The sequence below is a fragment of the Pseudomonas sp. P4_C1 genome (genome assembly GCF_056402155.1).
On sequence record NZ_JBFUHY010000004.1, the window covers coordinates 203,059 to 226,013 of the forward strand.

Annotated in this window: 41 protein-coding genes; 29 read left to right on the forward strand and 12 right to left on the reverse strand. The window is 58.1% G+C overall.

What is annotated here, in order from left to right; all coding sequences use genetic code 11:
* Positions 1–50 precede the first annotated feature (50 nt).
* The 11 genes from AC1DU9_RS04435 to AC1DU9_RS04485 all read right to left on the reverse strand — a co-directional run bounded on the left by AC1DU9_RS04435 (position 51) and on the right by AC1DU9_RS04485 (position 5,856).
* Positions 51–227 (reverse strand): hypothetical protein, encoded by a 177-nt coding sequence (locus AC1DU9_RS04435; RefSeq protein ID WP_477809774.1) that lies wholly within the window; start codon positions 225–227, stop codon positions 51–53.
* Positions 202–423, reverse strand: a complete 222-nt coding sequence (locus AC1DU9_RS04440) for a hypothetical protein (protein ID WP_477809775.1) — start codon at positions 421–423, stop codon at positions 202–204. The genes AC1DU9_RS04435 and AC1DU9_RS04440 overlap by 26 nt, the downstream gene beginning before the upstream one ends.
* Positions 424–479: 56 nt before the next feature.
* Complete coding sequence (yejK, locus tag AC1DU9_RS04445; RefSeq protein WP_477809776.1) at positions 480–1,487, reverse strand: nucleoid-associated protein YejK; 1,008 nt, start codon at positions 1,485–1,487, stop codon at positions 480–482.
* A gap of 60 nt (positions 1,488–1,547) precedes the next feature.
* Positions 1,548–1,910, reverse strand: coding sequence for a hypothetical protein (locus AC1DU9_RS04450; RefSeq protein ID WP_477809777.1), 363 nt, complete (start codon positions 1,908–1,910; stop codon positions 1,548–1,550).
* An 81-nt stretch (positions 1,911–1,991) separates the two neighbouring features.
* Complete coding sequence (locus AC1DU9_RS04455) at positions 1,992–2,300, reverse strand: hypothetical protein (RefSeq protein ID WP_150727730.1); 309 nt, start codon at positions 2,298–2,300, stop codon at positions 1,992–1,994.
* Complete coding sequence (locus AC1DU9_RS04460) at positions 2,297–2,587, reverse strand: hypothetical protein (protein WP_477809778.1); 291 nt, start codon at positions 2,585–2,587, stop codon at positions 2,297–2,299. The genes AC1DU9_RS04455 and AC1DU9_RS04460 overlap by 4 nt, the downstream gene beginning before the upstream one ends.
* 471 nt (positions 2,588–3,058) lie before the next feature.
* On the reverse strand, positions 3,059–3,229 hold the full coding sequence (locus tag AC1DU9_RS04465; protein ID WP_458944597.1) for a hypothetical protein: 171 nt from the start codon (positions 3,227–3,229) through the stop codon (positions 3,059–3,061).
* Positions 3,230–3,231: 2 nt separating this feature from the next.
* A complete protein-coding gene (locus AC1DU9_RS04470; RefSeq protein WP_150727729.1) occupies positions 3,232–3,669 on the reverse strand; it encodes a tellurite resistance TerB family protein in 438 nt (145 codons plus the stop codon).
* A 63-nt stretch (positions 3,670–3,732) separates the two neighbouring features.
* A complete protein-coding gene (locus AC1DU9_RS04475) occupies positions 3,733–3,894 on the reverse strand; it encodes a hypothetical protein (RefSeq protein WP_477809779.1) in 162 nt (53 codons plus the stop codon).
* A 414-nt stretch (positions 3,895–4,308) separates the two neighbouring features.
* On the reverse strand, positions 4,309–4,845 hold the full coding sequence (locus AC1DU9_RS04480; protein ID WP_477809780.1) for a hypothetical protein: 537 nt from the start codon (positions 4,843–4,845) through the stop codon (positions 4,309–4,311).
* Positions 4,846–4,965: 120 nt separating this feature from the next.
* The gene (locus AC1DU9_RS04485; RefSeq protein WP_477809781.1) at positions 4,966–5,856 is read right to left on the reverse strand and encodes a LexA family transcriptional regulator; all 891 of its coding nucleotides are present in this window, start codon (positions 5,854–5,856) and stop codon (positions 4,966–4,968) included.
* Between the two features lie 26 nt (positions 5,857–5,882).
* Here AC1DU9_RS04485 and AC1DU9_RS04490 point away from each other — a divergent pair, with 26 nt between their 5' ends.
* The 9 genes from AC1DU9_RS04490 to AC1DU9_RS04530 all read left to right on the forward strand — a co-directional run bounded on the left by AC1DU9_RS04490 (position 5,883) and on the right by AC1DU9_RS04530 (position 9,998).
* On the forward strand, positions 5,883–6,092 hold the full coding sequence (locus AC1DU9_RS04490; protein ID WP_477809782.1) for a Cro/CI family transcriptional regulator: 210 nt from the start codon (positions 5,883–5,885) through the stop codon (positions 6,090–6,092).
* Positions 6,093–6,132: 40 nt separating this feature from the next.
* Positions 6,133–6,336: a hypothetical protein gene (locus AC1DU9_RS04495; RefSeq protein ID WP_020799051.1), complete on the forward strand. Its 204-nt coding sequence runs from the start codon at positions 6,133–6,135 to the stop codon at positions 6,334–6,336.
* Positions 6,337–6,358: 22 nt separating this feature from the next.
* Positions 6,359–6,550, forward strand: coding sequence for a hypothetical protein (locus AC1DU9_RS04500; RefSeq protein WP_477809783.1), 192 nt, complete (start codon positions 6,359–6,361; stop codon positions 6,548–6,550).
* Positions 6,551–6,737: 187 nt separating this feature from the next.
* Entirely contained in the window at positions 6,738–7,160 is a 423-nt protein-coding gene (locus AC1DU9_RS04505) for a phage regulatory CII family protein (RefSeq protein ID WP_477809784.1), read from the forward strand.
* Between the two features lie 68 nt (positions 7,161–7,228).
* Complete coding sequence (locus tag AC1DU9_RS04510; RefSeq protein WP_477809785.1) at positions 7,229–7,933, forward strand: phage antirepressor KilAC domain-containing protein; 705 nt, start codon at positions 7,229–7,231, stop codon at positions 7,931–7,933.
* On the forward strand, positions 7,933–8,682 hold the full coding sequence (locus tag AC1DU9_RS04515; RefSeq protein WP_477809786.1) for a DnaT-like ssDNA-binding domain-containing protein: 750 nt from the start codon (positions 7,933–7,935) through the stop codon (positions 8,680–8,682). Before AC1DU9_RS04510 ends, AC1DU9_RS04515 begins: the two co-directional genes overlap by 1 nt.
* Positions 8,679–9,362: a replication protein P gene (locus AC1DU9_RS04520; RefSeq protein ID WP_477809787.1), complete on the forward strand. Its 684-nt coding sequence runs from the start codon at positions 8,679–8,681 to the stop codon at positions 9,360–9,362. Before AC1DU9_RS04515 ends, AC1DU9_RS04520 begins: the two co-directional genes overlap by 4 nt.
* A complete protein-coding gene (locus AC1DU9_RS04525) occupies positions 9,355–9,558 on the forward strand; it encodes a hypothetical protein (RefSeq protein WP_442072278.1) in 204 nt (67 codons plus the stop codon). The genes AC1DU9_RS04520 and AC1DU9_RS04525 overlap by 8 nt, the downstream gene beginning before the upstream one ends.
* The gene (locus AC1DU9_RS04530) at positions 9,555–9,998 is read left to right on the forward strand and encodes a VRR-NUC domain-containing protein (protein ID WP_477809788.1); all 444 of its coding nucleotides are present in this window, start codon (positions 9,555–9,557) and stop codon (positions 9,996–9,998) included. Before AC1DU9_RS04525 ends, AC1DU9_RS04530 begins: the two co-directional genes overlap by 4 nt.
* A 50-nt stretch (positions 9,999–10,048) precedes the next feature.
* Here AC1DU9_RS04530 and AC1DU9_RS04535 read toward each other — a convergent pair whose 3' ends face one another.
* A complete protein-coding gene (locus tag AC1DU9_RS04535) occupies positions 10,049–10,228 on the reverse strand; it encodes a hypothetical protein (protein WP_477809789.1) in 180 nt (59 codons plus the stop codon).
* Between the two features lie 71 nt (positions 10,229–10,299).
* Here AC1DU9_RS04535 and AC1DU9_RS04540 point away from each other — a divergent pair, with 71 nt between their 5' ends.
* The 20 genes from AC1DU9_RS04540 to AC1DU9_RS04635 all read left to right on the forward strand — a co-directional run bounded on the left by AC1DU9_RS04540 (position 10,300) and on the right by AC1DU9_RS04635 (position 22,915).
* Positions 10,300–11,583, forward strand: coding sequence for a tyrosine-type recombinase/integrase (locus AC1DU9_RS04540; RefSeq protein ID WP_477809790.1), 1,284 nt, complete (start codon positions 10,300–10,302; stop codon positions 11,581–11,583).
* Positions 11,584–11,903: 320 nt separating this feature from the next.
* Positions 11,904–12,467, forward strand: a complete 564-nt coding sequence (locus AC1DU9_RS04545; protein ID WP_477809791.1) for a hypothetical protein — start codon at positions 11,904–11,906, stop codon at positions 12,465–12,467.
* A 134-nt stretch (positions 12,468–12,601) separates the two neighbouring features.
* Entirely contained in the window at positions 12,602–12,892 is a 291-nt protein-coding gene (locus AC1DU9_RS04550; protein ID WP_477809792.1) for a hypothetical protein, read from the forward strand.
* A gap of 274 nt (positions 12,893–13,166) precedes the next feature.
* Positions 13,167–13,487: a phage holin, lambda family gene (locus tag AC1DU9_RS04555; protein ID WP_477809793.1), complete on the forward strand. Its 321-nt coding sequence runs from the start codon at positions 13,167–13,169 to the stop codon at positions 13,485–13,487.
* Positions 13,488–13,497: 10 nt separating this feature from the next.
* Positions 13,498–13,692: a DUF7940 domain-containing protein gene (locus AC1DU9_RS04560; protein WP_477809794.1), complete on the forward strand. Its 195-nt coding sequence runs from the start codon at positions 13,498–13,500 to the stop codon at positions 13,690–13,692.
* A gap of 253 nt (positions 13,693–13,945) precedes the next feature.
* Entirely contained in the window at positions 13,946–14,134 is a 189-nt protein-coding gene (locus AC1DU9_RS04565) for a YebO family protein (RefSeq protein ID WP_477809795.1), read from the forward strand.
* Positions 14,125–14,499: an HNH endonuclease gene (locus AC1DU9_RS04570; protein ID WP_477809796.1), complete on the forward strand. Its 375-nt coding sequence runs from the start codon at positions 14,125–14,127 to the stop codon at positions 14,497–14,499. Before AC1DU9_RS04565 ends, AC1DU9_RS04570 begins: the two co-directional genes overlap by 10 nt.
* Positions 14,500–14,658: 159 nt before the next feature.
* Positions 14,659–15,144 carry a phage terminase small subunit P27 family gene (locus tag AC1DU9_RS04575; RefSeq protein WP_477809797.1) on the forward strand — a complete coding sequence of 162 codons (486 nt, stop codon included), beginning with the start codon at positions 14,659–14,661 and terminating at the stop codon, positions 15,142–15,144.
* Positions 15,144–16,865: a terminase large subunit gene (locus AC1DU9_RS04580; protein ID WP_477809798.1), complete on the forward strand. Its 1,722-nt coding sequence runs from the start codon at positions 15,144–15,146 to the stop codon at positions 16,863–16,865. Before AC1DU9_RS04575 ends, AC1DU9_RS04580 begins: the two co-directional genes overlap by 1 nt.
* Positions 16,865–18,136 carry a phage portal protein gene (locus AC1DU9_RS04585; protein ID WP_477809799.1) on the forward strand — a complete coding sequence of 424 codons (1,272 nt, stop codon included), beginning with the start codon at positions 16,865–16,867 and terminating at the stop codon, positions 18,134–18,136. Before AC1DU9_RS04580 ends, AC1DU9_RS04585 begins: the two co-directional genes overlap by 1 nt.
* Positions 18,137–18,154: 18 nt before the next feature.
* Positions 18,155–18,817, forward strand: coding sequence for an HK97 family phage prohead protease (locus tag AC1DU9_RS04590; protein WP_477809800.1), 663 nt, complete (start codon positions 18,155–18,157; stop codon positions 18,815–18,817).
* Positions 18,818–18,820: 3 nt separating this feature from the next.
* Positions 18,821–19,987: a phage major capsid protein gene (locus AC1DU9_RS04595; RefSeq protein ID WP_477809801.1), complete on the forward strand. Its 1,167-nt coding sequence runs from the start codon at positions 18,821–18,823 to the stop codon at positions 19,985–19,987.
* A gap of 37 nt (positions 19,988–20,024) precedes the next feature.
* A complete protein-coding gene (locus tag AC1DU9_RS04600; RefSeq protein WP_477809802.1) occupies positions 20,025–20,210 on the forward strand; it encodes a hypothetical protein in 186 nt (61 codons plus the stop codon).
* Positions 20,207–20,539, forward strand: a complete 333-nt coding sequence (locus tag AC1DU9_RS04605) for a head-tail connector protein (protein ID WP_477809803.1) — start codon at positions 20,207–20,209, stop codon at positions 20,537–20,539. Before AC1DU9_RS04600 ends, AC1DU9_RS04605 begins: the two co-directional genes overlap by 4 nt.
* Positions 20,536–20,874, forward strand: coding sequence for a phage head closure protein (locus tag AC1DU9_RS04610; protein ID WP_150727707.1), 339 nt, complete (start codon positions 20,536–20,538; stop codon positions 20,872–20,874). Before AC1DU9_RS04605 ends, AC1DU9_RS04610 begins: the two co-directional genes overlap by 4 nt.
* Entirely contained in the window at positions 20,867–21,352 is a 486-nt protein-coding gene (locus AC1DU9_RS04615) for an HK97-gp10 family putative phage morphogenesis protein (RefSeq protein WP_477809804.1), read from the forward strand. The genes AC1DU9_RS04610 and AC1DU9_RS04615 overlap by 8 nt, the downstream gene beginning before the upstream one ends.
* On the forward strand, positions 21,352–21,717 hold the full coding sequence (locus AC1DU9_RS04620; RefSeq protein WP_477809805.1) for a DUF3168 domain-containing protein: 366 nt from the start codon (positions 21,352–21,354) through the stop codon (positions 21,715–21,717). Before AC1DU9_RS04615 ends, AC1DU9_RS04620 begins: the two co-directional genes overlap by 1 nt.
* 56 nt (positions 21,718–21,773) lie before the next feature.
* Entirely contained in the window at positions 21,774–22,271 is a 498-nt protein-coding gene (locus tag AC1DU9_RS04625) for a phage tail tube protein (RefSeq protein ID WP_477809806.1), read from the forward strand.
* 9 nt (positions 22,272–22,280) lie between these two features.
* Entirely contained in the window at positions 22,281–22,706 is a 426-nt protein-coding gene (locus AC1DU9_RS04630) for a phage tail assembly chaperone family protein, TAC (protein ID WP_477809807.1), read from the forward strand.
* Positions 22,703–22,915 (forward strand): phage tail assembly protein T, encoded by a 213-nt coding sequence (locus tag AC1DU9_RS04635; protein ID WP_477809867.1) that lies wholly within the window; start codon positions 22,703–22,705, stop codon positions 22,913–22,915. The genes AC1DU9_RS04630 and AC1DU9_RS04635 overlap by 4 nt, the downstream gene beginning before the upstream one ends.
* Positions 22,916–22,955: the final 40 nt, after the last annotated feature.

Genomic DNA, 22,955 nt, shown 5'->3' on the forward strand with positions numbered 1-22,955 from the left:
TCCTCGCCGACTGGCGTGATTCGATGGAGTTGTAGGTGATTCGAAGTTGACTACAGAGATGCTTCGCCGGTATCGATCTTGCGAAGCTCAGTTACCTCGATTTTCTGGATGCCGTCGGTGATCACCCAGCAGGACAGCTCAAGATTGCGGAAGGTGCCGTGATAGTTGCGGTACGCGCCGAGGGCGGCCTTGCGGAAGCAGTCAGCCGCGACTTTGCCGATCGGCATTGGCTGCCCCCCCCCCCCCTAGCAGACTGAGTTCAAACACAACAGCTTTTTGAATGCGCTTTGCGGCAGCCCGAATGGTATTCGGCGAGAGTTTGAAGTCCTGTGCGACCTCGGCAACGTGCTTGTAAATGAGCGCATCGTGGATCTGCTGATCTCGGGCGCCATTACGCAGGCCCGCATAGATGACTGCTTGCATGGGTTGTCTCCAGTCAGGCGCCGCCCTCTGCTGGAAGTGCGGCGTTACAGTGTCCTTTAGGCGGCTGCGCGCTTGAGTTGCTCGGTTAGCTGGGTCGGCAGGCTGCGAAGCGTCAGCGTTCCGCCGGCTTCGTCGAACTCGATCTTCGAACCAAGCAGGTGCTGTTCGAAGCTGATCGACAAACCATCGATGCGACCAGTGAAGCGCCGGAATTTGTTGAGGGTCTTCTTGTCCGGCGGCAGAGAGGCGGAAAGCCCGTAGTCTTTGGCCTGGATGAAGTCTGCGAAGTTTTTCGGCTGATCTTCATCGATCAGTTCCGACAACTCGTCGAGGGTGATCGCCTCGCCCATCTTTGCCTGGGCCATCGCGTAACTGACCAGCGTGTTGGTCTTCTCGCGGGCAGAATCTTCAGCCAGATCTTCGCTTTCAATGAAGTCGCTGAACGCCTTGAGCAAGGTGCGGGTCTCGCCCGGGCCGTCGACACCTTCCTGGCAGCCAATGAAGTCGCGGAAGTAATCGGTTGCCTTTCGGCCGTTCTTGCCCTTGATGAACGAGATGTACTGGCGTGATGCCGGATTGCTCTTCCACTCACTTAGGTTGATCCGCGCGGCCAGATGGATGTGATCGAGATCCAAGCGTCGAATAGGCATCAGTGTCAGCCCTTCGGTCATGATCACCGCTTCGGTTTCCTGCAGCAGAGCAATGACCAAATAGTCGGTCATGCCTTGCAAGTAGTGGCAGAAGAGGGCGCTCCCGCCAATCGACAGATTGGATTCTTCCATGAGCCTTGTCAGATGCTCGACGGCGTCGCCGCTGAAACTCACAAAGTTATCGGTGCCGGCCATGTACTTACTGAGCCAGCCACTGAGAGGGAAGGCGCCAGATTCAGCGTGGAAAAAGCCCCAGGCCTTACCTTGCTTGGCGTTGTAGCTTTCGTTGAGCTGGTGCATCAGATCGTCCCTAGCCTGGCTTTCGGCCAGCTCAGCGTTACCGTAATGCAGAATGGCCGGGCTGCCGTCGGGTTTCTTGTCGATCCTGTGGATGATGCTGTGGAGAACAGGCATTGCGGTTACCTCGGGTAGGCGCCGCCCTCCGTGACCGGATGCGACATCGTGGGTAGGGGTTTATTTCGGGATGTCGATTTCGTCGTCAGACTCTGGCGGGTCGTCGGCGAGCGACTTCATGCCGGCCGCCCTGATGAGTCGCGACACCTTTTCACTAACAACAAAAGGTGTCGTGACACAGCTAAGCATCTTGGCTTGGGCTTCAAAGTCGGCGGCGATCAGGTTCATCAGCAGCAGCTGGTAAACCTCTTGCTGATTGTTTATTCCGTGGGCGGCCATGACCCGCTTGAGGTCTGGCTTGAACACACCGGCCACCTCAACCGTAAACTTCTCGACGCCCAGCGCAGCGTTCTTGGCTGCCGCCTTCTCGCGCTTCCTGAGCTGCTTCTTGGCTTCCGCCGTCAGCTCCTGTTCTTCGGCCATGGCCTGCCTCTTCAATTTCGTGGGCCGGTAGATCCAGCCATGTCTGTCGTCGGCGCTGGCGCACCTGGTTGCTGATGCGCCTCACGAGGCGAACTTGAAGTTGTTTTCCCGGGCGATCAGGCGGGCGCGCTTGGCTTCCATGCCGCACTCTCTGGCGGCCTTGGCGACGGGCGTGCCGGCCTCGGCCAACTCCTTTAGCCTGGGCGCGATCTTGTCCCGCTCGGCGCGCAGCTTGTTGCTGTGCGGCGTGGTGCCGAAGTGGGGCGCTTCAGCGCTGACGCCTGAGGCGATCTGCTGCGCTGTCTTGCCAGAGCCGAAGAACTGATCCAGCTTTCGGTTGAGGTCCTCGATGATCGAGTCTCTCGGGTTGGGCATTGGTACGCCGATCATTTATCCCACCCATCGATGTTCACTTTCTTGCCGTCAGCGCGTGCTTCCAGTACTTGGGCCAGGTTAATCGCTGCCTTCCAGGTGAAGCGGAAACCCTTCACTTTGCCGGTGGCGCGCTCAATGACGTGGTAGGCGTTGTCGCCCTTGGTGACGACCTGGAAGCGAACCGCACTTACCGGTGCTTCCTTGCCGATCATTGCGTAGAACTCGGCGGTGGCCGCCGTGGCGCGTATGTGCAGGGCAATGTTGCCGTCGACTCGCGCTTGCATCAGTGGGTGCATTTGCATGGCTGATCCCTCGGTGTGGGTTGCGTGTATTCGTCAGCACTCGGCCGCCTGCTGGTTGCCGTTGGGCGCAGGGGAGAGTGCTGACGGATAAAGGCAGGCGTAAAAAAGCCCGATCGGAACCGGGCTTTTGTTTGCGTCACGAAGACCTCCCTACGTGATCGCAGGTGCCGCCATTGGGCGGGCTTCGATATCTGTCGGTTACATGGCTGCCAAACCTCCATTTGTTCACTCACTGGGTTGGCAGTGGCCACCGCTCTCAAGGGTTGTTGCAGATGGCAGGATAGGCGAACCGTTCCTGCTCCCGGCGTTATCACCTCGCCGCGCTTTCAGCTCTACAGCCGCGATCAGGTATCCGGGGACGAATGGGCAATTCCCGCGCTCGGCGGTTCATCTGCGATGCAGGTGGCCGGCACGTTGCCGGGTGTTCGTCCGCATCCCGCTGCCCACTCAGTGAATGGGCAGAAGTGATGCCTACGGTTTGTCTTTCGCCTTGCCGACCATCAGCACCATCAAGAGCAGCGCGACCAGTACCAGGTCGCCAACCATTGAAAGGATGCGACTGGCCGAGTCGACGAAGACGACCCCACCGGCGAGCCCGTAGGCAGCCAGCGAGCGCGCTTTGTTGCTGAGCCTGGCGAACATGACTACAGGTAGTCTTTGAGGTTGAGGTTCATGATCTTGGCGGCCTTCTCCAGCACCACCATTTCGGCGTCCTCGATGTCACCATCAGCCTCGGCCACGGTCAGCATGAAGTTCAGCACCGTGGCCGCGTCATCGACGCTGTGGGCCAGGTCCTTCAGTTCCTTCTCGGCGTTCTGGCGAATGATGCGTGGGCCGCCGTCGTTGAAGTCGGCCTTGGCGCGGTCGATGGTATTGCTCAGCTCGGCGCCGAAGCCTTTCAAGGCGGGGGAGTTGTTGATCAGCTTCTCGATCTTCTCCAGCTCGTCCTTTTCGATGTCGCCATCGGCGGAAGCGACGTAGAACACGCCGTAGACCGAAGCCTGCATCAGATCGCGGTTAGTCATCACCGCCAGGGCCTGGCGGGCTTCGCCGGATTTCTTGCCAAACAGTTTGCCGAACATGGTGATTCCTCTGGGTTGGGTTACATCCCGATGCACCCTGTCGCCAAGGTGCAGCAGTGATGCTTATTCAGCCTGGAGCGCTTCGATTGCCTGCCGGTAATCGGCAGCGATCGTCCTGCTGTTTGACGCGTCGTCGTACCGTCCTTCCTTTTCCTGAATGACCGCGTTGCGTTCGTAGTTGGTGGCGCAGCTTTCGAGCAGGGACACTGCAGATGGGTGCTTCATGGTTTGTTACCTGTCGGTTGTCATCCCAAGCAGCCCTCGCGAGAAGGCTGCTCAGTGATGCTGTCCGTCCTACTGCCGCCGGAGGGGCGGGGCGCATTGCTTGCCGGGTCATTCACTCGGTTAAGGCGTTTCACCATCGAGCAGCCGTCCAGGTTGTTCCTGTCGTTGGCAGGCTTTCGGGCCTGTCTGCTCGCCGGTCGCCGGTAGAGGCAGTGCGGTCTGTTGTTTATTGCGCTGGCTGTTAAAGAGCGGCAGGCCACTTGACCCTGTCTGCTCGCTGGTCCCGATGTGGGGACTGCGTTGCGACGAAGCAAAAGTAGCACTGCTGCTATTTGATGTAAATAGCACTGCTAATATATTTTTGTTGAGGCGTAAAAAAGCCCGCACTCGGCGGGCTCGCTCTGAAATGAACGGTTATTCGCTCATAATCTTTTTGTACCTTTTCTGGTACTCCGCATAGGGAAGATTAAGATCAGTAAGCTTTTGAATCTGTGCCTTTTGGTACGCCTCTTTTGTCATGGGCGCCTCCGCAATGGCTGGGTTGTCACGAGCGTCGGGTTTGGAGTTTTTGAACCCCGCGCCTGCGCTGTTGACGTTGACAATAAACAGATTCAGTGCGGAATAAGGTAGGTTTCCGCAGGTATAGCGGCACGAAAAGCTCGCTTCGATAGCAGTTGTTCCATCAGGCTGAGGCACTCGCTTTACTGTCCCGGTTAGCCTGCTGCCAGTTCCGTTAAACGTTTGCACAAAGGAGTCTGTCGCAATCTGAGCTTTCATCCCGCTAAGGTTTTGAACCTCTTCGATGGCTTTTGTCCACATTGCATCACACTGATCTTTTGAAGAGCATGTAGGCACAGGGAGAATTTTTGGCGGCGGTTCCACGGGCTGCGAAACGCAACCTGATAGTGCTGTGGCGGCAAGCAAGAACAGTCCAATGCTTTTTAGCTTCATGGTATCCCTCCAAAATTTAGCCACAAATCTACCATTTGCGGCACGCGGCCACCATTGGCCATCCCGGCAGACGTGGCTTATCGCGAATGCGGTAAAGCCTGCGGATCACCGGAATTGGTACTAGCTCCTTCGAGGCGCTCGCCGGACTGTAGACCACCAGAAAACGCGCCCTAGAATCCGGATTTCTGCCATTTGCTCCGCGGTGAATATCTCGTCCGGATACTCCTCATGGTTCTCGCTGCGAGCTCTAACATTGCCGCCTGGGAGCTTGTAGAGATACTTAGTTCGCAGCATGCCTTCGTGGTCAAAGGCATAAATTTCGCCATCAATGATGTCTGTTTGGCCACGATCAACGCCGACCGCCGCCCCATCTAAAATCATCCTCTCCATGCTTCGGCCGTGAACCCTTGCACACATGGCGTCATTGATGTTGACCCCAGCCTCACGCAGCGTTGATTTGGAGAAGCGCAGCTTCCTTCCTGGAACCTCTACAACATGTGTCATACCACTTCCGGCGGCTAATTGGACTTCAGCAAAGTACGGAACCTCAACCTCATCGTCGTCAAGCGGTGTGCTTTCATCCCAAATACTCATTGGGACGAGCTCGGCAGATCTGCCGACAACAGCATCACTCGGTGCCGAATTGAGACTCACAAGAGAGAGAAGGCGTGGGCTGACTTGCTCTGGATTGAATTCAAGGACCTTCGCCAGCTTCAGCAGCGCCTCAACATTCAGCGGCACCTTGCCAGTCGCGTACTGACTAAAGGCGCTTTGCCCTGACCAGCCGCACGCCTCGGCAACATCGGCCTGTGTAAGGCTTCTTCCAGATGCCTTTGCTGCAGATTTTCGTTCTTCGTAGATAGCCTTGAGCCTGGCGCTCTCAGCACTTTCTTCGGGGGTCAAAGGGCGTCGTTTATTCATACCGATAAGAGTATTAGCACCGCTGCTTAAATCACAAATAGCGGTGCTAGTATTTTGTTGCTCGCGATAAGTAGCACTGCTACTATCCATGGCAGATACCGAACCGTGGAAATTCCATGAAAAAAATTCCTTTGAATGAATATCTCGAAAAGCACGGCACCCAAGCGGCGCTGGCTGCTGCTCTCGGGGTTAATCAGAGCGCGATTTCCCAGATGGTTAGGTCGGGAAGAAACATCGAAATCTCGCTGCTTGATAACGGTCGCATCGAGGCGAATGAAATCCGCCCGATTCCGGCGCGTCCCCGAAATGCAAGTCACGCCGCTTAACCCTGACTCCCGATACAAGACCGAATGCGGAAGTAACCCTATGGCCTACGACGATAAAGCCCACCGGCACGAGCACCAGGTGAAGGTGCGCCTTGATGATGAAGTATTTCAGGAGCTGAAGGACGTTGCCCGCGACATGAAGCTGCAACACAGCGTGCTTAGCCGAGAAATCATCGAGGCCGCGCTTGAGGTCAAGCGAACGCTCGGAGAGCTGCCGTTTGAGCTGGAGAAAAGGCGGGCCTGAGCAGGCCGCAGAGGAGGGATTCATGCCCAGTGCAGTAGTTGACTTACGGAAGGGCGACACGGAAGACCTGGCGCGATGGGCGTCGGAGATCGGCATTACCCCGGACGAGCTGGCCTCGCAGATTTTGCGACTGGCTATGCCGGGGCTCAAGAAGGCGGCAAGCGACAACATCCCGCTCGACAGCAACGTGATTGCCTTCGCTCCCAAGCGATGAGCAACGGCCCTCATTAGGGACCGCACGGCAGGGAAGGTAGGCAGGTTGCAGATTTCAAGATTGGCGCTGGTCCCTGTTTCGGGACTGGAAGAAGAAATGGTCATGGGCTCGTCCCTGATCAGTTGATGAACGAATGATCTCCTGGTTGGCATAACGCCACCACGGAAACAGAAACGAGGTTTTACGAATGGACAAGTTCTTGCGGGCCTGCCACGACGCGGTCAAGGACAACGAAGCTAAGTCGCTGAGCGCCAAGATGGGTGTTCCGCATGTGAGCCTGCTCCAACGCTCAAACCCGGATAACGACGCTCACCACCTGACCATCGAACATCTGTTCGGGATCTTGTTGCACACCGGTGACATGCGCCCTCTGTCGGCGCTGGCTGATCCGTTCGGGTTCGACCTGGTTGCTCGCGAGAAACCTAACGCCAAGCCGCTGATGGTAGCGCTCGGTCACCTTTCGGCTGAGTGCGGTGACGTAGGCCGTTTGATCTTCGATGCCACGGCGGACAACCACATTAGCCAGCACGAAAAAGCCCAGGGCGAGAAAGCAATTCTTGAAGCGATTGAAGCGCTGCAGGTACTGCGCGAGTCGCTCAAGGCAGCCTGAATCGCAGGCACAAAAAAACCGGGCTGCAACCCGGCTTCTTCAAAACACAAAACACTTGAGGGACCATTATGAACACGATCGTCGCTCCAAGCAATACGGTCACCATGTCGAGCCGGGAGATTGCCGAACTCACCGGCAAGCAACACAAGGATGTCATTCGCGATATCCGTGTGATGTGCAAGGCCCTGGCTGATGATGGCGCAGATCTGCGCCATCTCCACGAGGTCAAGGATGGACGGGATTACACGGCCGAGTTTCGCCTCGACCGGATCCTGACCGAAACCCTTTTGACCGGCTACAGCATCCCGCTTCGTCATCGTGTCGTGACACGTTTGAGCGAACTAGAAAACGTGTCACGACAGGTTGTCTCGATTCCGCAATCCCTTCCCGAAGCCCTCCGACTTGCCGCCGATCTCGCAGACAAGAACGGTGAGCTACAGCGTCTGATTTCTGTTCAGGCCCCGAAGGTCGCCGCCATCAATCGGCTCGCAGCTGCCGGTGGTGCCATCTGCATCTCAGACGCAGCGAAGCAGCTTGGAATGGCTCCGGCACGTTTGTTTGCATGGCTGGAGCAGCATCGGTGGATCTTCCGCCGCCACGGCTGCAAGCGCTGGGTTGCCTATCAGCCGCGCATTTCCTCCGGTCACATGACCCACAAAGTAACAGCCCTGAAGCCTGATCCGGAAACCGGCATCGAGCGAGCTGCATTCGACCCAATGGTCACCCCGAAAGGCCTTACCCGCCTTGCTGAACTTCTGCAGGAGGCCGCGTAATGGCCGGCGATTGGATCAAGTTTGAACTCACCACCCTGGACAAGCCCGAGGTCTGCCAGATCGCGGACTTGGCCGATATCGATCCCGACGCAGTGGTCGGCAAGTTGATGCGCGTGTGGGGGTGGTTCGATCAGCAGACCGAAAAAGGTAACGCTCCGAGCGTTAGCAAAAAGTTACTGGATCGTCTTGTCGGCGTTACCGGTTTTTGCGAACACATGAAATCAGTGGCATGGATGATCGAGGCTGAGGGTGTGATCAGCCTGCCGCACTTCGACCGTCACAACGGCAAGACCGCTAAAAACAGGCTTCTCACGGCAAAGCGCGTGGCAAACCATAAGGCCGGTAACGGTAAAAGTAACGCTGCGAACGTTAGCGGTGCGTTACCTAAAGAAGATTTAGAGAAGAATAAAGAACCTCTCTCTGCGCGTGAGTCGGTTGACCCTCGAATGCCCAGCGAAATGACCCTCGACTGGGTGCCGGACGAAAAGACCCTGAAGACCTATGCGCTCCATCGCGGTCTGTCACTGGATCTGTTCACCGAAGAGGTTCGTGTTGCATTCACGGGTCATTACGAGCCTCAGCGCCAGGTCAACACCCAGGCAGAGTGGGTGAGCATGTTGGTCAAGTGGGTTGCGAATGACAAAGCACGGGCAGCGGCTTCGAATGTGACGCCGATCAAGCCGAAACAGGCTCCGGCCTCTGACTTCGACGATACCGACACCGAATGGCAGAACGGGGTGAAGCCATGAAAGCCGTTTCCGTGATTGCCCAAGGCCTGTGGACCAAAGCCCAGTCCGGTGAGTTCATCGCCGCCGAAGACGCTTCACCAGTAGCCACTGAAACCAACAACACACTGGTCACGGCCATCAACGAACTGTTCAAGGAGCTGCGCTCGATCCGCTCGGCCTGGCGCCAAGCGTGGCCAGACAAAGAAACCTACCAGGCGTCGAAGCGTCAATGGTTTCAAGCCTTTCTCGAGGAAGGCGTCTGCACTCAGGGTCAGATCGATTTCGGCATGACCCAGGTTCGCAAACAGMCCGGCGACTTCATTCCAAGCCCTGGCCAGTTCATCGAATGGTGCAAGCCAACCCCCGAAATGCTGGGATTACCCCCGCTTGCCGCCGCCCACCGGGAGGCTTGCCGTAACGCGCACCCGGGCATGGCTGGGCAAGGCAAGTGGTCGCATGACGCGGTGTGGCACACCGCCAAGGAGTGCGGGTTCGAGAGCCTGAACAAGCTGGACACGGCGCTCAGCCTGAAACTGTTCGATCGCAATTACACCATCACCATTCGCCGATTGCTGGCCGGCCTGCCGCTTCAGTCGATGCCCAAGGCGCTACCGGCGCGGGCCGAAGCGAGGGTGACGCCGGAAATCGGCAAGGGCGCACTTGCTCAACTGCGCGCCACGCTGGGAGGTGCCCGTGCCTAACCCGTATCTCGCACCAACTGACCCGGCCGAGTACCGGTACGCAGTGCATTGCTGCGCCTACAAGTGGGATCTCACCGATAAACCAGATCGCGCTGTAGCGCTGTTCGAGCATCACTCGGCCGCCGAGAAGTTCGGCAGCCTGATGTGGCCTAGCACTTTCGAAGTAATCGACATCACCACAGGAGAGAAGGCATGAACGACATTCTGCTGACGCCGGTCGCCATGAAGCAGTTCAAGCAGAAGCCGGTGCGCGCCAAGTCAGTCGACCGTGAAGGCCAGGAGCAAGCCGCGTTGCTGTCCGAGATCGAGCTGCGTTATCCGCAAGTGTTCGAGCTGATCTACCACGTTCCGAATGGCGGTCACCGTCACAAGTTGGTGGCCTTGAAGTTGAAGCAGCAAGGCGTGAAGGCGGGTATTCCTGATCTAGTTCTGCCAATGGCTCGCGGGGGTTACTTCGGCCTGTACATCGAATTCAAGGCCACTATCGATCCTGCGGCCGTGTCGGCTAGCCAGGCGGCCTGTATTCGGCGCCTGAATGAGCAGGGCTACCTCGCGGTGGTCTGCCGTGGGCACTTCGACGCGATGGAGCAGATCCGCGCCTACCTTCGGCTCGCTCCCACAGTGGTGGCCGCATGACCCATCAATTCAAACCGGGTGATCTGGCAATCATCGTTGGGGCCAACTCGCTAACACAGAATATCGGCAAGCAGTGCGAGCTTCGCGAGTACGTAGTGAGCGGTGACTGTTACGTGGCGCCGAATGGCGTGGTGTACCGGCACGATGATGTCCCCTGCTGGACGCTTGTCGGTGACGGTCTCGTTGCGGTTGTTGAGGATGAAGTCGTGCAACTTGGCTTTGGTATCCACGAGCCGCGGCACCTGATGCCACTGCGAGACGGTTTCGCTCCCACAGGGCAGAAGTCCAAGGCGGTACCGGCATGACCAGTACCGCTGCCGTGAAGATCAGCCAGGCCGAAATCAAACGGCAGGCCGCGGGCACTGTGCAGGACCTGCGCGACCTTGAGAACAAGGGCCTGTATCTGCGATTCAACAAGGCGCGCACCGGTGGTTCGTGGTTCCTGGTGCTCAAGGGCAAATGGAACCCCATCGGCAAATACCCAGAGCTCTTTCACACGCAGGTGGTTGCGGCGCTGCCGTCGATCCGCTTGCGCCTGGCGGCCGGTGAAGGTGCGAGTCTGTCGAAGTGGGACACCGTCGGCGAGCTGCTGGACTGGTACGCCGATCGCATGTCGCGTGACCGCAACCTGTCGGCCAAGCGCAAGAAGACCGGCGCCTCGATGATCAAATGCCACCTGGCGCCGCGCCTTGGCGACCTGCCGCTGATCAGTCTCGACAAGGCCGCGCTGGACAACCTGCTCATGTGGCCGCTGCAAGAAAGCATCTCCATCGACTATGTGCGGTCGGTGTTCCAGCTGCTGGCCCTGGCTTTCCGGCAGGCCTTCAAGTTGGGCCTGATCACTGCCAATCCAATGGCGGCGATCAAGTTCAACGACTTCTCCAAGGCGAAGGTCGGGATCAAACCGGCTCGTCTGCGCGGCGTTCAACTGGAGGGCCTGCTGGCGCAATTGGCTGAGGTCATGGCCGCTGCGCCGCTGGATTCGATGCTGGCCCTGATGATGCTGTGCCACGGCACGCGGATCGGCGAAACCCGCATGGCGCGTTGGTCGCACATCAGCCTGGCCGAGCGCGAGTGGTTCATCCCGGCCGAGCACACCAAGACCGGCGTCGAGCATCACCTGCCACTGACCGAGCAGGTCTGTGCGCTGCTGATCAAGTACCGCGATGGTCAGTATGCCCGAGGCTATGACGGTCAGTTCCTGTTCCCGGCGCGCAACGGCAAGGCACTCGGTGAGGCTCAGGGTTGCGCCGTGTTCCGTCGGTTGGGGCAGGGCGAGTGGACCAGCCACGACCTGCGCAAGGTGGCCCGCACCGGCTGGGCAGACCTCGGCGTTGACCACCTCATTGGCGAGCTGCTGATCAACCACGCGATGGGCCACAACGTGAAGGTGTACATCCAGTCCGACGTCATGGCTCGCAAGCGTGACGCGCTGGAGCAGTGGCACGCGCATCTAGATCAGAAAGGGTTTGCAGTCATTCACGGATTGACCGGCTTTAGATTTGAAGATTCCGGTAATCCGCTGGAAGCCACGCAGGACAAGGCCTGCAAGGCCATTCAAGAATCAACCATAGGCGAGGTTTAAAAATGATGAAAAAGAGCAGTGGCCCCGCCTTTGTGCGTTGCTTGATACCGCTCACCGAGTGCCCATCCTGCTGTGGCGCCGGTCTCATACAGGGCGTGTTTCATCAGCTTGAATGCATCGGCTGTCACTCGTCTGGGTTCGTCCATTCCGAAACGCTCGAGCCGTTGCCAATGCAAGACCTGGTGATTCAGCTTGGGCTGGAGATCCGCCGAGCACGGAACCGACTGAGCAGTTCGCCGGCCGTTGGTGGGGCCCAGGACCAATACGAACGGAACAACCGCCGCGGCGCCGGCGGATCGAACTACACAGGGGATTGAGCGATGGGCATCTATAAAGACGTGATGGGCACCTTGGTGCGCGTACTGGCCGCCGACAACATCGACAACAGCACCAAGCAGTCATGGCAGAAGCTGATCGACGCCGACCTTCGCCAAGGCGGCACGGGCAGTTCGCTGTCCGTGCGCGACAAGTTCGATTACGACTGCTGCCTGTATGCGCTCCTGCATCGCCAGCTTGAACCGGCACAGTGGGATGTGCTGGTCGCCAAGTACTCCACGCACAAGGCCAACAAGGTCGCCGCCATCGGCCGCCTGGTGGCTCGTATGGTTTCCCCGGCCCCACAACTGTTCATCTATAAGGCGCTCACTGCCTGGGCGATACCGAAGCTCAAGGGAGTCCAGACCGACAAGCGCTCCACCGACATGATCGTGTTGCCTGCCGAGTTCTACGACATGAACACCTGGGACCTTGAGGGTTCGCCAGAGCGCACCCGTCGTAACTGGCGCGGGGGAATCCACAAGCGTCTTGAGCAGCTGGAAGAGGCCGCTGTGATACACGCGACCGAGATCTTCGATCAGGAACAAATCTTTCTAGATGCCGCTTGACCGTGATGGCCGACTGGCCGTAAATTAACCCCATCATGTCGATCTTGCGCGTTATGAGAGAGACACCAGAAACCCCGCCACCGTTGCGGGGTTTTTTATTGCCCGAAGAAAAGCCAGCCCACGAGGAATACCGAATGATGAAGCGACTCACGATGTACCTGGGGTTGGCGTTCGCCGCCTGCCTGTCCTGTTTCTCGATTGGCGCGATCGCTGAGCCGATCCGCATGGTCGAGCGATACCTGACTGCCATGTCCGAGCCGCAAGGTGTCGCCATGCAGCGACTGGATCTGACCCTGGCCATGTGGCGAACGGGCAGTCAGTCCGATGAACAGGGCCTGAAAAGTAACCTGCGCGCATCCAGCAACCACTTCGTGATGACCTCGGCCAAGCCTGCCCCTGACGGTGTCGGTCTGTCCCCCTGCTGAATACGCCTGGTTGCAATGGGAAAAGCCCGCGCACATGCCGCGGGCTTTTTTGTACCACCGAGGAAAGCAGCTACCCGAGTGGATGCTTTCCCGGATGTGCAGATTTCCCCTCGCTGCTCCTTTGGCCGCCACCTGACGGCCTTTTTATTCAGGCCTCTGCATTCGCTGGGGCTTTTTCGTATCTGGCACCCATGCCCCCGTCTTTGCTCCGAGCGGATGAGGAAGGCGTGGATTGCCGGACCTGTTCAACTGCCCGACACCGGGACAACGAGACATGAAGATGCCCGAAAAAGACCCGACGTTTTGGGCATTGGTCCTGCTCGCCCTGAAAGAGAACGGCCTCGCCATGACGCTGACCTTCGCCCTGACCTGGCTGCGCGTGCAGTACGACGGCAAAGAGCCGAGTCCGTGGCGAAAGCTCATCGAGGCCAGTCTCGGCGCCCTGATCGTTATGGTGGTCGGCCTGACCGTGAAGGAGTTCGGCTTAAGCATTGCCTGGTCATTCGCCACCGCGGGCTTCGTCGGCGTGCTGGGCGTTGAGCAGGTTCGGCAACTGGGTACGAGCTGGGCCAAACGTAAATCCGAAAGCATCTGAGGGTACGACCATGCAACTGATCGACAACTGGAAACAGGCGCTGAGCATGACCAGCGTTCAGGCTGGTGGTGCAATCGCTGCCCTTGGCGTGGCTGAACAACTGATGCCCTCGCTTCAGGCAGTGTTGCCACCGATTGCCTATGGCGTGCTGGGCCTCCTGGTGATGGTTGCCCGGGTGATCCTTCAGCCGAAGCTGAGCAAATAACGAAACCTCAACTGATACAAGGAGCAACGGACATGTCATCGAACACCAATTCATCGAACGCGGTATCCGTGCTGGGCGTTGTCGGCCTTGTTCTGGTTGTGCTGATCGTAGCCGTATTCGTGGTTGCGGGCTGACCATGAAGGTCTACACCCGACGACTTCGCGGCGCTGTCACCGTCGAGCGAACGGGCTGATGTCTTGCGGTGGATGTACCGCACGGCGTGAGTGGCTCAAGAAGTGGAGTGGCATTGCGTATGAGCGAGCAGCTCAGTTACTTGGAAAGCCTCCTGACCCAAGTCCTGACCGAGCAGAAGCAGCAGACAGCGATTCTCAACAGGATGGCCGAGCAGCAACTGCTCCTGATTCAGGCGCTGGCCGATGAGGATGATGAAGACCCTGATGCCATGCCATCGACCTATATGGATGGCACACCATGCCGCTGAGGCCGCAGAAGCCGTGCAATGCCCAGGGTTGCAATGTGCTCACCCGCAACCCTCGCTACTGTGATGACCATGCTCACCTACTGAAGAGCGCAGCCCGGGCCAAGCCACGGGAGAGCAGCACCAAGCGACACTACAACTACAAGTGGCAGCAGGCGCGTGCGGGGTTCCTTGCCAAGCATCCGCTCTGCCTTCATTGCTCGGCCCGCGGGCTTGTGGTCGTGGCCACCGATGTCGACCACATCATCCCTCACAAGAACGACATGGCCCTGTTCTGGGACAAGACCAACTGGCAGAGCCTGTGCGGTCCGTGCCATTCGGCCAAAACGGCCGCCGAAGACGGCGGATTCGGCAATGCGAGGCGCTGAAAGCAGAAAAACCCCGGAAAAAGCAGAAAAAACGGACCAAATGAGACGGATTCGCGTCTATGGGAGGGGGAGGGTCGAAAGTCTGGGCCTTTTTGCTTCTAGACCGCGCCCTCAATCGTTTTCTTACGCCCGCGAAATTAAAAAATCAGGAGTTGCGCGATGGGAGGCACCGCCACGGTCGCCGGCCGTGGTCGCAAACCCAAGCCGACGGCTCAGAAGAAACTTGCTGGGAACCCCGGAAAGCGGGCACTGAACAACGATGAGCCTCAGTTCACCACCGTCACAAATATTGATCCGCCGGAGTGGTTGAGCGAGCGCGCAGCCACCATGTGGAAGATGCTTATCCCTGAATTACTCCGGGAAAAAGTTGTTGCGCTGACTGATCTGCACAACGTCGAAGCGTTCTGCACCGCCTATGACAAGTGGCGGATGTCCGAAGAAGCGGTCCAGAAGTTCGGCATCGTTGTCGAGTCGTCCCAGGGCAGCCCGATGAAGAACCCCGCACTCACCGCGGCGAATGAGTCCATGCGCCAGTTGGTCACCTTTGGCTCACTGCTGGGCCTCGATCCGGCCAGCCGGACGCGGATCATTGGCGGCAACAAACAATCGTCCACCAACGAATTCGCCAAACTACTGAGTTCCTGATGACTAAAGCCCTGCACGCCAATGTCGATAAGGCAATGGCTTGGGGGCGTTCCGTGTTGCGCGGGAAGGTGCCCGCGTGCCGCTACATCCATCAGGCAGTGCAGCGGCACTTCGACGACCTGGCCGCCAGTCGTAAGCGCGGCTTTCGTTTCAAGTTCGACCCGGTCAAAGCCGAGAAAAAGTTAAAGCTGATCCAGTTGCTGCCGCACACAAAAGGTGAGTGGGCCTTTAAACGTCAGCTCATCACCTTGGAACCGTGGCAGTTGTTCGGCCTCGCCGTCACCTTTGGTTGGGTCAAGAAGAAGGGCGGGCACCGCCGGTTCCGCGAAAGCTACTGGGAAGTGCCGCGCAAGAACGGTAAGTCCGTGGTCGCGGGCGGTGTGGGCATCAGCATGTTCGTTGCCGACGGTGAGTTCGGCGCAGAGGTCTATTCCGGCGCGACCACGGAGAAACAGGCGTGGGAGGTTTTCCGACCGGCGAAGCTGATGGTCAGCAAGTCGCCTCACCTCATTGAGGCGGCTGGYATCGAGGTCAATGCCTCGAACATGAACATCCCGTCCGACTTCAGCCGCTTCGAGCCGCTGATAGGTAACCCGGGCGACGGCGCGTCACCGAGCTGCGCGATCGTCGATGAATATCACGAGCACCCAACCTCAGCTCAGTACGACACCATGCTGACCGGTATGGGCGCCCGGCGTCAGCCGTTGATGTTCATCATCACCACCGCCGGTGCCGACATCGAGGGCCCTTGCTACGACAAGCGCCGTCAGGTGATCGAGATGCTCGAGGGCACCGTGCCCGACGAGGAATTGTTCGGCTGGATCTGGACGCTCGATGAGGGTGACGACTGGACAGATCCGAAGATGTTGGCCAAGGCCAACCCGAACCACGGGGTCTCAGTATTCCAGGAGTACCTGGAAAGCCAGCAGGCCCGGGCGATTCGTTCGGCCAGGTTCACCAACACGTTCAAGACAAAGCACTTGAATCTGTGGGTGAGCGCCAAGTCTGGCTACTACAACATGGAAAGCTGGAAGGCCTGCGAGGACACCACGCTGACCCTCGAACAGTTCGAAGGCCAAGAATGGAACGCGGGCTTTGACTTGGCGCGCAAGCTCGACATGAACTCAAGGTCTCGTCTGTTCTGGCGTGAGATCGACGGAAAGATCCATTACTACAGCGTGGCCCCCAAGTTTTGGGTGCCATACGACACCGCCTTCAACACCGACAACAAGCGGATGGCTGAGCGGTATCAGGCCTGGATTCACTCCAAGCACCTGGAAGTAACTGATGGTGCTGAGATCGATTACCGCGAGATCCTCGAAGACACCAAGGAGGCGAACCATCACGCCCCTGTGCGCGAGTGTCCGATTGACCCCCACGGCGCAACTGGTCTCAGTCATGACCTGGATGACCAAGGGTTCAACCCCATTACGATCACGCAGAACTACACCAACATGTCGGACCCAATGAAAGAGCTCGAAGCCGCCATTGAGGCTGGCCGGTTCCATCATGACGGAAACCCAATCATGACCTGGTGTATCGGTAACGTGATTGGCAAGAACTTGCCGGGCAACGATGACGTGGTGCGCCCGATCAAGCAGGGCGATGACAACAAGATCGACGGCGCTGTTGCGCTGATTATGGCAATAGGCCGAGTCCTGGCGAATGCTGAGGTGCAAGGTTCTGTTGACGACTTCCTATCCAGACCGATGAGCATGTAATGGCAGATACCGACTACAGCATCGACCTGCGCACGCGCAGTCCCTTCTGGGCGCGTATGGCGAGCTTCTTTGTCGGCGGACGCTTGTCGACGCCAAACAATGGGTCGCAGACGGGGCCGGTCTCCGCCACCGGCCAGGTTGGCGACTCGGTTGTAACAGACGAGCGCTCATTGCAAATCTCCACGGTGTTCGCTTGCGTGCGGCTTATCTCGAGCGTAACGGCCTGCATGCCACTGGACGTGTTCGAAACAAAGGGTGAGGACCGGTCAAAGGTTGGGCTGGACAACCCGCTGGCCCGGCTCTTGAAGTATCGGCCAAACGACTTCATGACGGCCTTTGACTTCCGCGTCGCGATGACGATGCAGCTTTGTTACTACGGAAACGCCTACGCCCTCATTGAGCGCAACAGCGCCGGCGATGTCATCAGTCTTGTGCCACTGATGTCGGTCAACATGGACGTTCGCCTCGAAGGGAAGCGAATAATCTACCGATATCGCCGAGACACCGAGTACGCAGATTTTAAGCAAAGCGAAATATTCCACCTCAAAGGCTTCGGCTTCAACGGGCTTGTCGGGCTTTCCCCGATCGCCTTCGCTGCTAAAACAGCGAGCGTTGCTGTCGCCATGGAGGACCAGCAGCGCGACTTCTATGCCAACGGTGCGAAGTCTCCCCAGCTACTTATGACTGGCGAGGGCAAGGTCCTTAACAAGGAGCAGCGCGCCCAGGTGGAGGAGAACTTCAAGGAGATCTCCGGCGGCCCGGTGAAGAAGCGCTTGTGGATTCTTGAGGGAGGCTTCACCACTCAAGCCATCGGCGTGAGCCCGCAGGACGCAGAAACAATGGCTGCCCGAAAGTTCCAGGTCAGTGAGTTGTCCCGTTTCTTTGGTGTACCGCCGCACCTGGTGGGAGACGTTGAGAAGTCCACCAGTTGGGGTTCCGGCATCGAGCAGCAGAACCTGGGGTTTCTTCAGTACGCGCTTGATCCGTACCTAGAGATTTGGGAGGGGTGCATCCTGCGCTGGCTTGTGAAGCCCGCAGACCTTGGCCGAATCCACGCAGAGCACAATCGCGATGGCCTATTGAGTGGCGATTCAACTGCCCGGGCGAACTACCTGAAAACTCTGATCGATACAGGCCTGCTGACGCCGAACGAAGGCCGCCGCGTCAACAACCGGCCCAAGCTGCCTGGTGGCGATGTCGCGACGCGACAGTCACAGAACGTGCCGCTTGATCAACTTGGCAAAACGAACCCCGCCCCGAGCGGGGTTTAGTTTTTATGGAGCCACCCAATGTCAAACATCCAAAAGACCCTGGCCTTTACCGAGACCGAAATCAAGTTTTCCTCTGACGGCAAGGTTGGGGTTTTCGAGGGATACGCCAGTGTCTTTGACGTCATCGATTCGGACGGCGACATCATCCTGCCTGGCGCTTACAAGAAGGCCCTGGCCACGCAAAGCCGACAGGTCGGCATGTTCTTCAATCACCAGACCTGGGAGTTACCAGTAGGGAAGTGGCAGAACCTTGAAGAGGACAGCAAGGGGCTCATCGTTATCGGTGAGTTGACTCCCGGCTTGTCAGTGTCCAATGACCTTCGCGCCGCTATGGAGCACAAGACGGTCGAGGGGATGTCGGTTGGGTTCACGGTGACGAAGGACGATTACGCACTTATCGACACCGGGCGCGCCTTCAAGAACGTACAAGCGCTCCGCGAGATCAGCATCTGCACCTTCCCCGCCAATGAGCAGGCGACCATTGAGTCCATGAAAAGCATGGAGTCGATCGCAACAATTCGCGATGTAGAACACTGGCTGAGGGATTCGGCTGGCCTTTCTAAGTCGCAAGCACTGGGCTTCATTGCCCGGTTCAAGTCCGCAGTTCGGAGTGATTCCGAAGGTGGCGAAATCACCGCGCTCCTGGAGCGCATCAAGTCCTTCCCATCTGTAGGAAAATAAACCATGTCCGAATTGGCCCAGATCCAAAAGGCGATCGAAGACGCGCAAAAGAACATGACCGATCTGTTCGATGCGCAGAAGAAAGAAATCACCAGCACCGGTGAGGTCAGCAAAAAGCTGCAATCTGATCTGCAGACCGTCCAGGATGAACTGAAGACAGCCGGCACCCGACTGTTTGACCTGGAATCGAAACTTGCCGCCGGCGGTCTCGACAACCCAGAAACCAAAAAAACCTTTGCTGAGCGCGCCGCCGAAGACCTGAAGAAAGGTTGGAACGGTTCCAGCACTGGCAAGGTTGACGTGAAAAGTTTCAGCAAGGCCCTGGGGTCCGGTGCGGCTTCAGCTGGCACTCTGGTTCAGCCTCAACAGAATCCCGGCATCCTGATGCCCGGCCTGCGTCGCTTGACTATTCGCGACCTGCTCGCCCAAGGCCGGACCACATCGAACGCCATCGAATACGTGCGCGAGAACGTGTTCACCAACAGCGCGGCTCCAGTCGCCGAGGGTGCGCAAAAACCTGAGTCGCAACTGACCTTCACCAAGGAAACAGCCAACGTCAGAACCATCGCGCACTGGATTCAGGCTTCTCGCCAGATCATGGACGACGCGCCGATGCTGGAGTCGTACGTGAATGGTCGCCTGCTGTTCGGTCTGGACCTGGTAGAAGAAGGTCAGCTGCTCAACGGTGACGGTACCGGCGACAACCTGATCGGTCTCAACCATGTGGCGAGCGCCTATGACACAGGGCTCAACGCTACCGGCGATACCCGCGCCGACCAGATTGCTCACGCGATCTTTCAGACCAGCGAGTCCGAGTTCGAGGCATCTGGCCTGATCCTCAACCCGCGTGACTGGCATGCCATTGCTCTGTTGAAGGACGCAGAAGGTCGCTACATCTTCGGCGGTCCTGCAGCATTTGCCGCCAAGGTCATGTGGGGCCTGCCAGTAGTGGCCACCAAGGCTCAGGCTCAGGGCACCTTCACCGTAGGTGGTTTCGACCTGGCCTCGCAGATCTGGGACCGCATGGATGCGACCATTGAAATCAGCAACCAGGACCGCGACAACTTCGTGAAGAACATGCTGACCATCCTCTGCGAAGAGCGACTGGCGGTGACTCACTACCGTCCGACCGCAATCATCAAAGGCACCTTCACCGTACCTACTCCATAAAAGGGCTGGGGCAGGCAACTGCCCCTTCAACGTCGTCATGATCAAAATTCGCGCATTACGGCAGTTCTCCCACTATCACGCTGGTAGCTTTGACCAGTACGAAGTTCGCGAGGTAAGGGAAGAATATGCCGAAGCATTGATCGGAATGGACTTGGCAGAAAAGGTTGAGCCAATCCAGGAGCCAGAGCCAGAGCCAGGCCAAAAGAAAGGCGCTAAAAAATGACTATCGCCGCTGCTGATCTGCTCCCCATCGAGCTGATTCGCAAGCACTTGCGTCTGGACTATGAGGACGAAGACGAACTCATAGACCTGTACGCCGAGTCAGCACTGGCGTGGGCTCTCTGGTTTTGTGACAACCCAAAGCTCGTTGCCGTCGACGACTTCCCGGCAAGTTTCAAAGCGGCACTGTTGCTGCTGATTGGGCATTCCTACGCTAATCGGGAGGCAGTCGTGATCGGTACGATTACTGCGGAAGTGCCGATGGCCGTTGAGTCATTGTTGTGGTCCTCTCGTAATTGGTCAGGTCCACCTGATCCAGTGGTGGCACCGTGAGAGCCGGCGCACTGCGGCATCGCATCACGTTCCAGGCCCCGGGCCTGACTCAAGATCCCGAAACGGGCGAGATGTTGCCGGGATGGGAAACCGTCTGGGAGAAGGTGCCAGCCTCGGTTGAGCCGCTCAGCGCTCGCGATTTGATCGCAGCTCAGGCGGGCCAGTCAGAAGCCTCAGGCCGCATGGTGATCCGCTACCGCGCGGGCGTTCTGCCGACGATGCGCATTCTGCACCGTGGCGACATCTACAACATTCAGGGGCCGCCGATGCCGGATCCGGTATCGGGCCTTGAGTACCTCACCATTTTGGTGGCGAAGGGGTTGAATGATGGCTGAGACAGTGGAGTTCAGCATCCTTGGCCTTGACTCGCTGACGGCAAAGCTTGAGTCGGTCACCTATGACATGAAGCGAAAAGGTGGTCGCTCGGCGTTGCGCCGTGCTGCTGCCGTAATTGCAGAGAATGCAAAGGCCCGTGCCATGCTTCTGGACGACGCTGAGACGGGGCGCTCGATCGCGGACAACATTGTGTTGCGATGGAATGGTCGGCTGTTCAAACGAACCGGTGACCTCGGGTTTCGCATTGGTGTTAAACACGGCGCGGTCCTCAAGGATGGCGGTGAGTTATCGGCCAACTCCCCAACTCCTCACTGGCGTCTTCTGGAATTCGGCACCCAGTACATGGCCGCTGATCCATTCATGCGTCCAGCATTGGAAGAAAGCATCAGCGAAGCGACCAACGTTTTCGTGACTGGGTACGAAAAAACTATTGATCGTGCGATCAAGCGTGCGGCCCGCGCCTCCGGAGGTGGTTGATGTTTGCACCCATTTTCGCGGTATGTGCTGCTGACGCGGGAGTCGTCGCGCTGCTCGGCACGAACCCGACCAGGCTTTATCCGTTTGGCGAAGCCCCGCAGGACACGGTCAAGCCATACGCGGTTTGGCAGATGATCACCGGTAGTCCCGAGAATTACTTGGCGGGACGTCCGGACATTGATGGTTTCACGCTGCAGGTCGACGTTTACGCAGCGACGGGTACGGCCGTGCGGGACATCGCCAAGGCTCTGCGTAACGCGATTGAGCTAAAGGCGAACATCRTGCGCTGGGGCGGCGAGTCGAAAGACCCAACCACCAAGATCTACCGCTACAGCTTCGACGTTGACTGGATAGTCCAGCGCTGATTCACCCCAGCCCGCCTTGTGCGGGCTTTCTTTTTCCCGAAACTTGGAGACATGCCATGTCGATTTTGACCCAAGGCACGCAGATCTTTGCACTGGTGCCATCTGTTGCCGACCCATCTGATCTCGAAGTAATCGAGATCCAGTGCGCGACAGCATTCAATCCAGGCGGTAACCCCGCTGACCAAATTGAAGATACCTGCCTCAGCGACAAGGTTCGCAAGTACTTGCGCGGCTTGCGTACCCCGGGCCAGGCAACCCTGACGCTGAACGCCGACCCGCGCAACGCTTCTCACGTGCGCCTGCATCAGCTGTCGGAAGACGACGACATCGGCAATGTCAGTTGGGTAGTGGGCTGGTCTGATGGCACCGCACCACCGACGCTCAACGTCGCTGGTGATGATTTCCAATTGCCTACCACGCGCACCTGGTTTTTGTTCGACGGCTATGTCAGCGACTTCCCGTTCGACTTCGCGGCAAACACGGTGGTGGTTACCTCGGCAACCATTCAGCGTTCGGGCGGTTCCGCCTGGATCCGCAAGACCATCACTCCGTAAGGATCAATCATGCAGCTGAGTATCAAATCTCTGATGGAGCAAGGCTCGTTCACGGGCCGCCCCGTCATGAAGGAAATCACCTGGAAGCAGGGTGATACCGAGCATACGGCCACCGTGTATGTCCGGCCGCTGGGCTATCAATCTGCCGTAAGCGATCTGATGTCGGGTGTGGGCAAGCAGGATGGTGTGGCCGGCCGCATCGCTGTGAGCATCTGTGACGAGGCAGGCAATCCGGTCTTCACCGTTGGCGACATCACCGGCGAAGCTGACCCAGAGCGCGGCGCGCTGGATGGCAACCTGTCCATGGCCCTGCTCACTGTGATCGGCCAGGTAAACCAGCTGGGAAAGACGACGAGCTCTCCGACACCGACGAGCTCTGGCACGAAATCGCGATCTCGATCGGCGCCACGATCGCGGAAGCCAAAGAGCGTCTGAGTCTTTCCGAGTTCCGTAGCTGGGTGAGATACCGCGACAAGCGCGGCCCACTCAATTGGGGAATGCGCATTGAGCGAGGGGTGGCCACTCTGGCTGTCCTGTATGCAAATGTGCACAGCAAGAATGGCGGCTACACCCTCTACGACTTTATGCCGCATGACTCAGAGCCGGAAATCTCGCTCGAGCAGGCGATGGAAAGCTGGGCATAAACATAGGTCATGTCGCCATTCCGAAAGGTCGGTGTCGCTT

Coding starts and splice junctions, on each gene's coding strand:
- AC1DU9_RS04565 (WP_477809795.1), top strand. CDS start 13,946: ATGAGCGAGCAGCTCAGTTACTTGGAAAGCCTCCTGACCCAAGTCCTG.
- AC1DU9_RS04550 (WP_477809792.1), top strand. CDS start 12,602: ATGATGAAGCGACTCACGATGTACCTGGGGTTGGCGTTCGCCGCCTGC.
- AC1DU9_RS04435 (WP_477809774.1), bottom strand. CDS start 227: ATGCCGATCGGCAAAGTCGCGGCTGACTGCTTCCGCAAGGCCGCCCTC.
- AC1DU9_RS04470 (WP_150727729.1), bottom strand. CDS start 3,669: ATGTTCGGCAAACTGTTTGGCAAGAAATCCGGCGAAGCCCGCCAGGCC.
- AC1DU9_RS04450 (WP_477809777.1), bottom strand. CDS start 1,910: ATGGCCGAAGAACAGGAGCTGACGGCGGAAGCCAAGAAGCAGCTCAGG.
- AC1DU9_RS04575 (WP_477809797.1), top strand. CDS start 14,659: ATGGGAGGCACCGCCACGGTCGCCGGCCGTGGTCGCAAACCCAAGCCG.
- AC1DU9_RS04615 (WP_477809804.1), top strand. CDS start 20,867: ATGGCTGAGACAGTGGAGTTCAGCATCCTTGGCCTTGACTCGCTGACG.
- AC1DU9_RS04555 (WP_477809793.1), top strand. CDS start 13,167: ATGAAGATGCCCGAAAAAGACCCGACGTTTTGGGCATTGGTCCTGCTC.
- AC1DU9_RS04480 (WP_477809780.1), bottom strand. CDS start 4,845: ATGAAGCTAAAAAGCATTGGACTGTTCTTGCTTGCCGCCACAGCACTA.
- AC1DU9_RS04505 (WP_477809784.1), top strand. CDS start 6,738: ATGGACAAGTTCTTGCGGGCCTGCCACGACGCGGTCAAGGACAACGAA.
- AC1DU9_RS04530 (WP_477809788.1), top strand. CDS start 9,555: ATGAACGACATTCTGCTGACGCCGGTCGCCATGAAGCAGTTCAAGCAG.
- AC1DU9_RS04495 (WP_020799051.1), top strand. CDS start 6,133: ATGGCCTACGACGATAAAGCCCACCGGCACGAGCACCAGGTGAAGGTG.
- AC1DU9_RS04605 (WP_477809803.1), top strand. CDS start 20,207: ATGACTATCGCCGCTGCTGATCTGCTCCCCATCGAGCTGATTCGCAAG.
- AC1DU9_RS04440 (WP_477809775.1), bottom strand. CDS start 423: ATGCAAGCAGTCATCTATGCGGGCCTGCGTAATGGCGCCCGAGATCAG.
- AC1DU9_RS04595 (WP_477809801.1), top strand. CDS start 18,821: ATGTCCGAATTGGCCCAGATCCAAAAGGCGATCGAAGACGCGCAAAAG.
- AC1DU9_RS04510 (WP_477809785.1), top strand. CDS start 7,229: ATGAACACGATCGTCGCTCCAAGCAATACGGTCACCATGTCGAGCCGG.
- AC1DU9_RS04590 (WP_477809800.1), top strand. CDS start 18,155: ATGTCAAACATCCAAAAGACCCTGGCCTTTACCGAGACCGAAATCAAG.
- AC1DU9_RS04500 (WP_477809783.1), top strand. CDS start 6,359: ATGCCCAGTGCAGTAGTTGACTTACGGAAGGGCGACACGGAAGACCTG.
- AC1DU9_RS04515 (WP_477809786.1), top strand. CDS start 7,933: ATGGCCGGCGATTGGATCAAGTTTGAACTCACCACCCTGGACAAGCCC.
- AC1DU9_RS04490 (WP_477809782.1), top strand. CDS start 5,883: ATGAAAAAAATTCCTTTGAATGAATATCTCGAAAAGCACGGCACCCAA.
- AC1DU9_RS04585 (WP_477809799.1), top strand. CDS start 16,865: ATGGCAGATACCGACTACAGCATCGACCTGCGCACGCGCAGTCCCTTC.
- AC1DU9_RS04460 (WP_477809778.1), bottom strand. CDS start 2,587: ATGCAAATGCACCCACTGATGCAAGCGCGAGTCGACGGCAACATTGCC.
- AC1DU9_RS04540 (WP_477809790.1), top strand. CDS start 10,300: ATGACCAGTACCGCTGCCGTGAAGATCAGCCAGGCCGAAATCAAACGG.
- AC1DU9_RS04600 (WP_477809802.1), top strand. CDS start 20,025: ATGATCAAAATTCGCGCATTACGGCAGTTCTCCCACTATCACGCTGGT.
- AC1DU9_RS04485 (WP_477809781.1), bottom strand. CDS start 5,856: ATGGATAGTAGCAGTGCTACTTATCGCGAGCAACAAAATACTAGCACC.
- AC1DU9_RS04625 (WP_477809806.1), top strand. CDS start 21,774: ATGTCGATTTTGACCCAAGGCACGCAGATCTTTGCACTGGTGCCATCT.
- AC1DU9_RS04545 (WP_477809791.1), top strand. CDS start 11,904: ATGGGCATCTATAAAGACGTGATGGGCACCTTGGTGCGCGTACTGGCC.
- AC1DU9_RS04465 (WP_458944597.1), bottom strand. CDS start 3,229: ATGTTCGCCAGGCTCAGCAACAAAGCGCGCTCGCTGGCTGCCTACGGG.
- AC1DU9_RS04630 (WP_477809807.1), top strand. CDS start 22,281: ATGCAGCTGAGTATCAAATCTCTGATGGAGCAAGGCTCGTTCACGGGC.
- yejK (WP_477809776.1), bottom strand. CDS start 1,487: ATGCCTGTTCTCCACAGCATCATCCACAGGATCGACAAGAAACCCGAC.
- AC1DU9_RS04560 (WP_477809794.1), top strand. CDS start 13,498: ATGCAACTGATCGACAACTGGAAACAGGCGCTGAGCATGACCAGCGTT.
- AC1DU9_RS04475 (WP_477809779.1), bottom strand. CDS start 3,894: ATGAAGCACCCATCTGCAGTGTCCCTGCTCGAAAGCTGCGCCACCAAC.
- AC1DU9_RS04455 (WP_150727730.1), bottom strand. CDS start 2,300: ATGATCGGCGTACCAATGCCCAACCCGAGAGACTCGATCATCGAGGAC.
- AC1DU9_RS04570 (WP_477809796.1), top strand. CDS start 14,125: ATGCCGCTGAGGCCGCAGAAGCCGTGCAATGCCCAGGGTTGCAATGTG.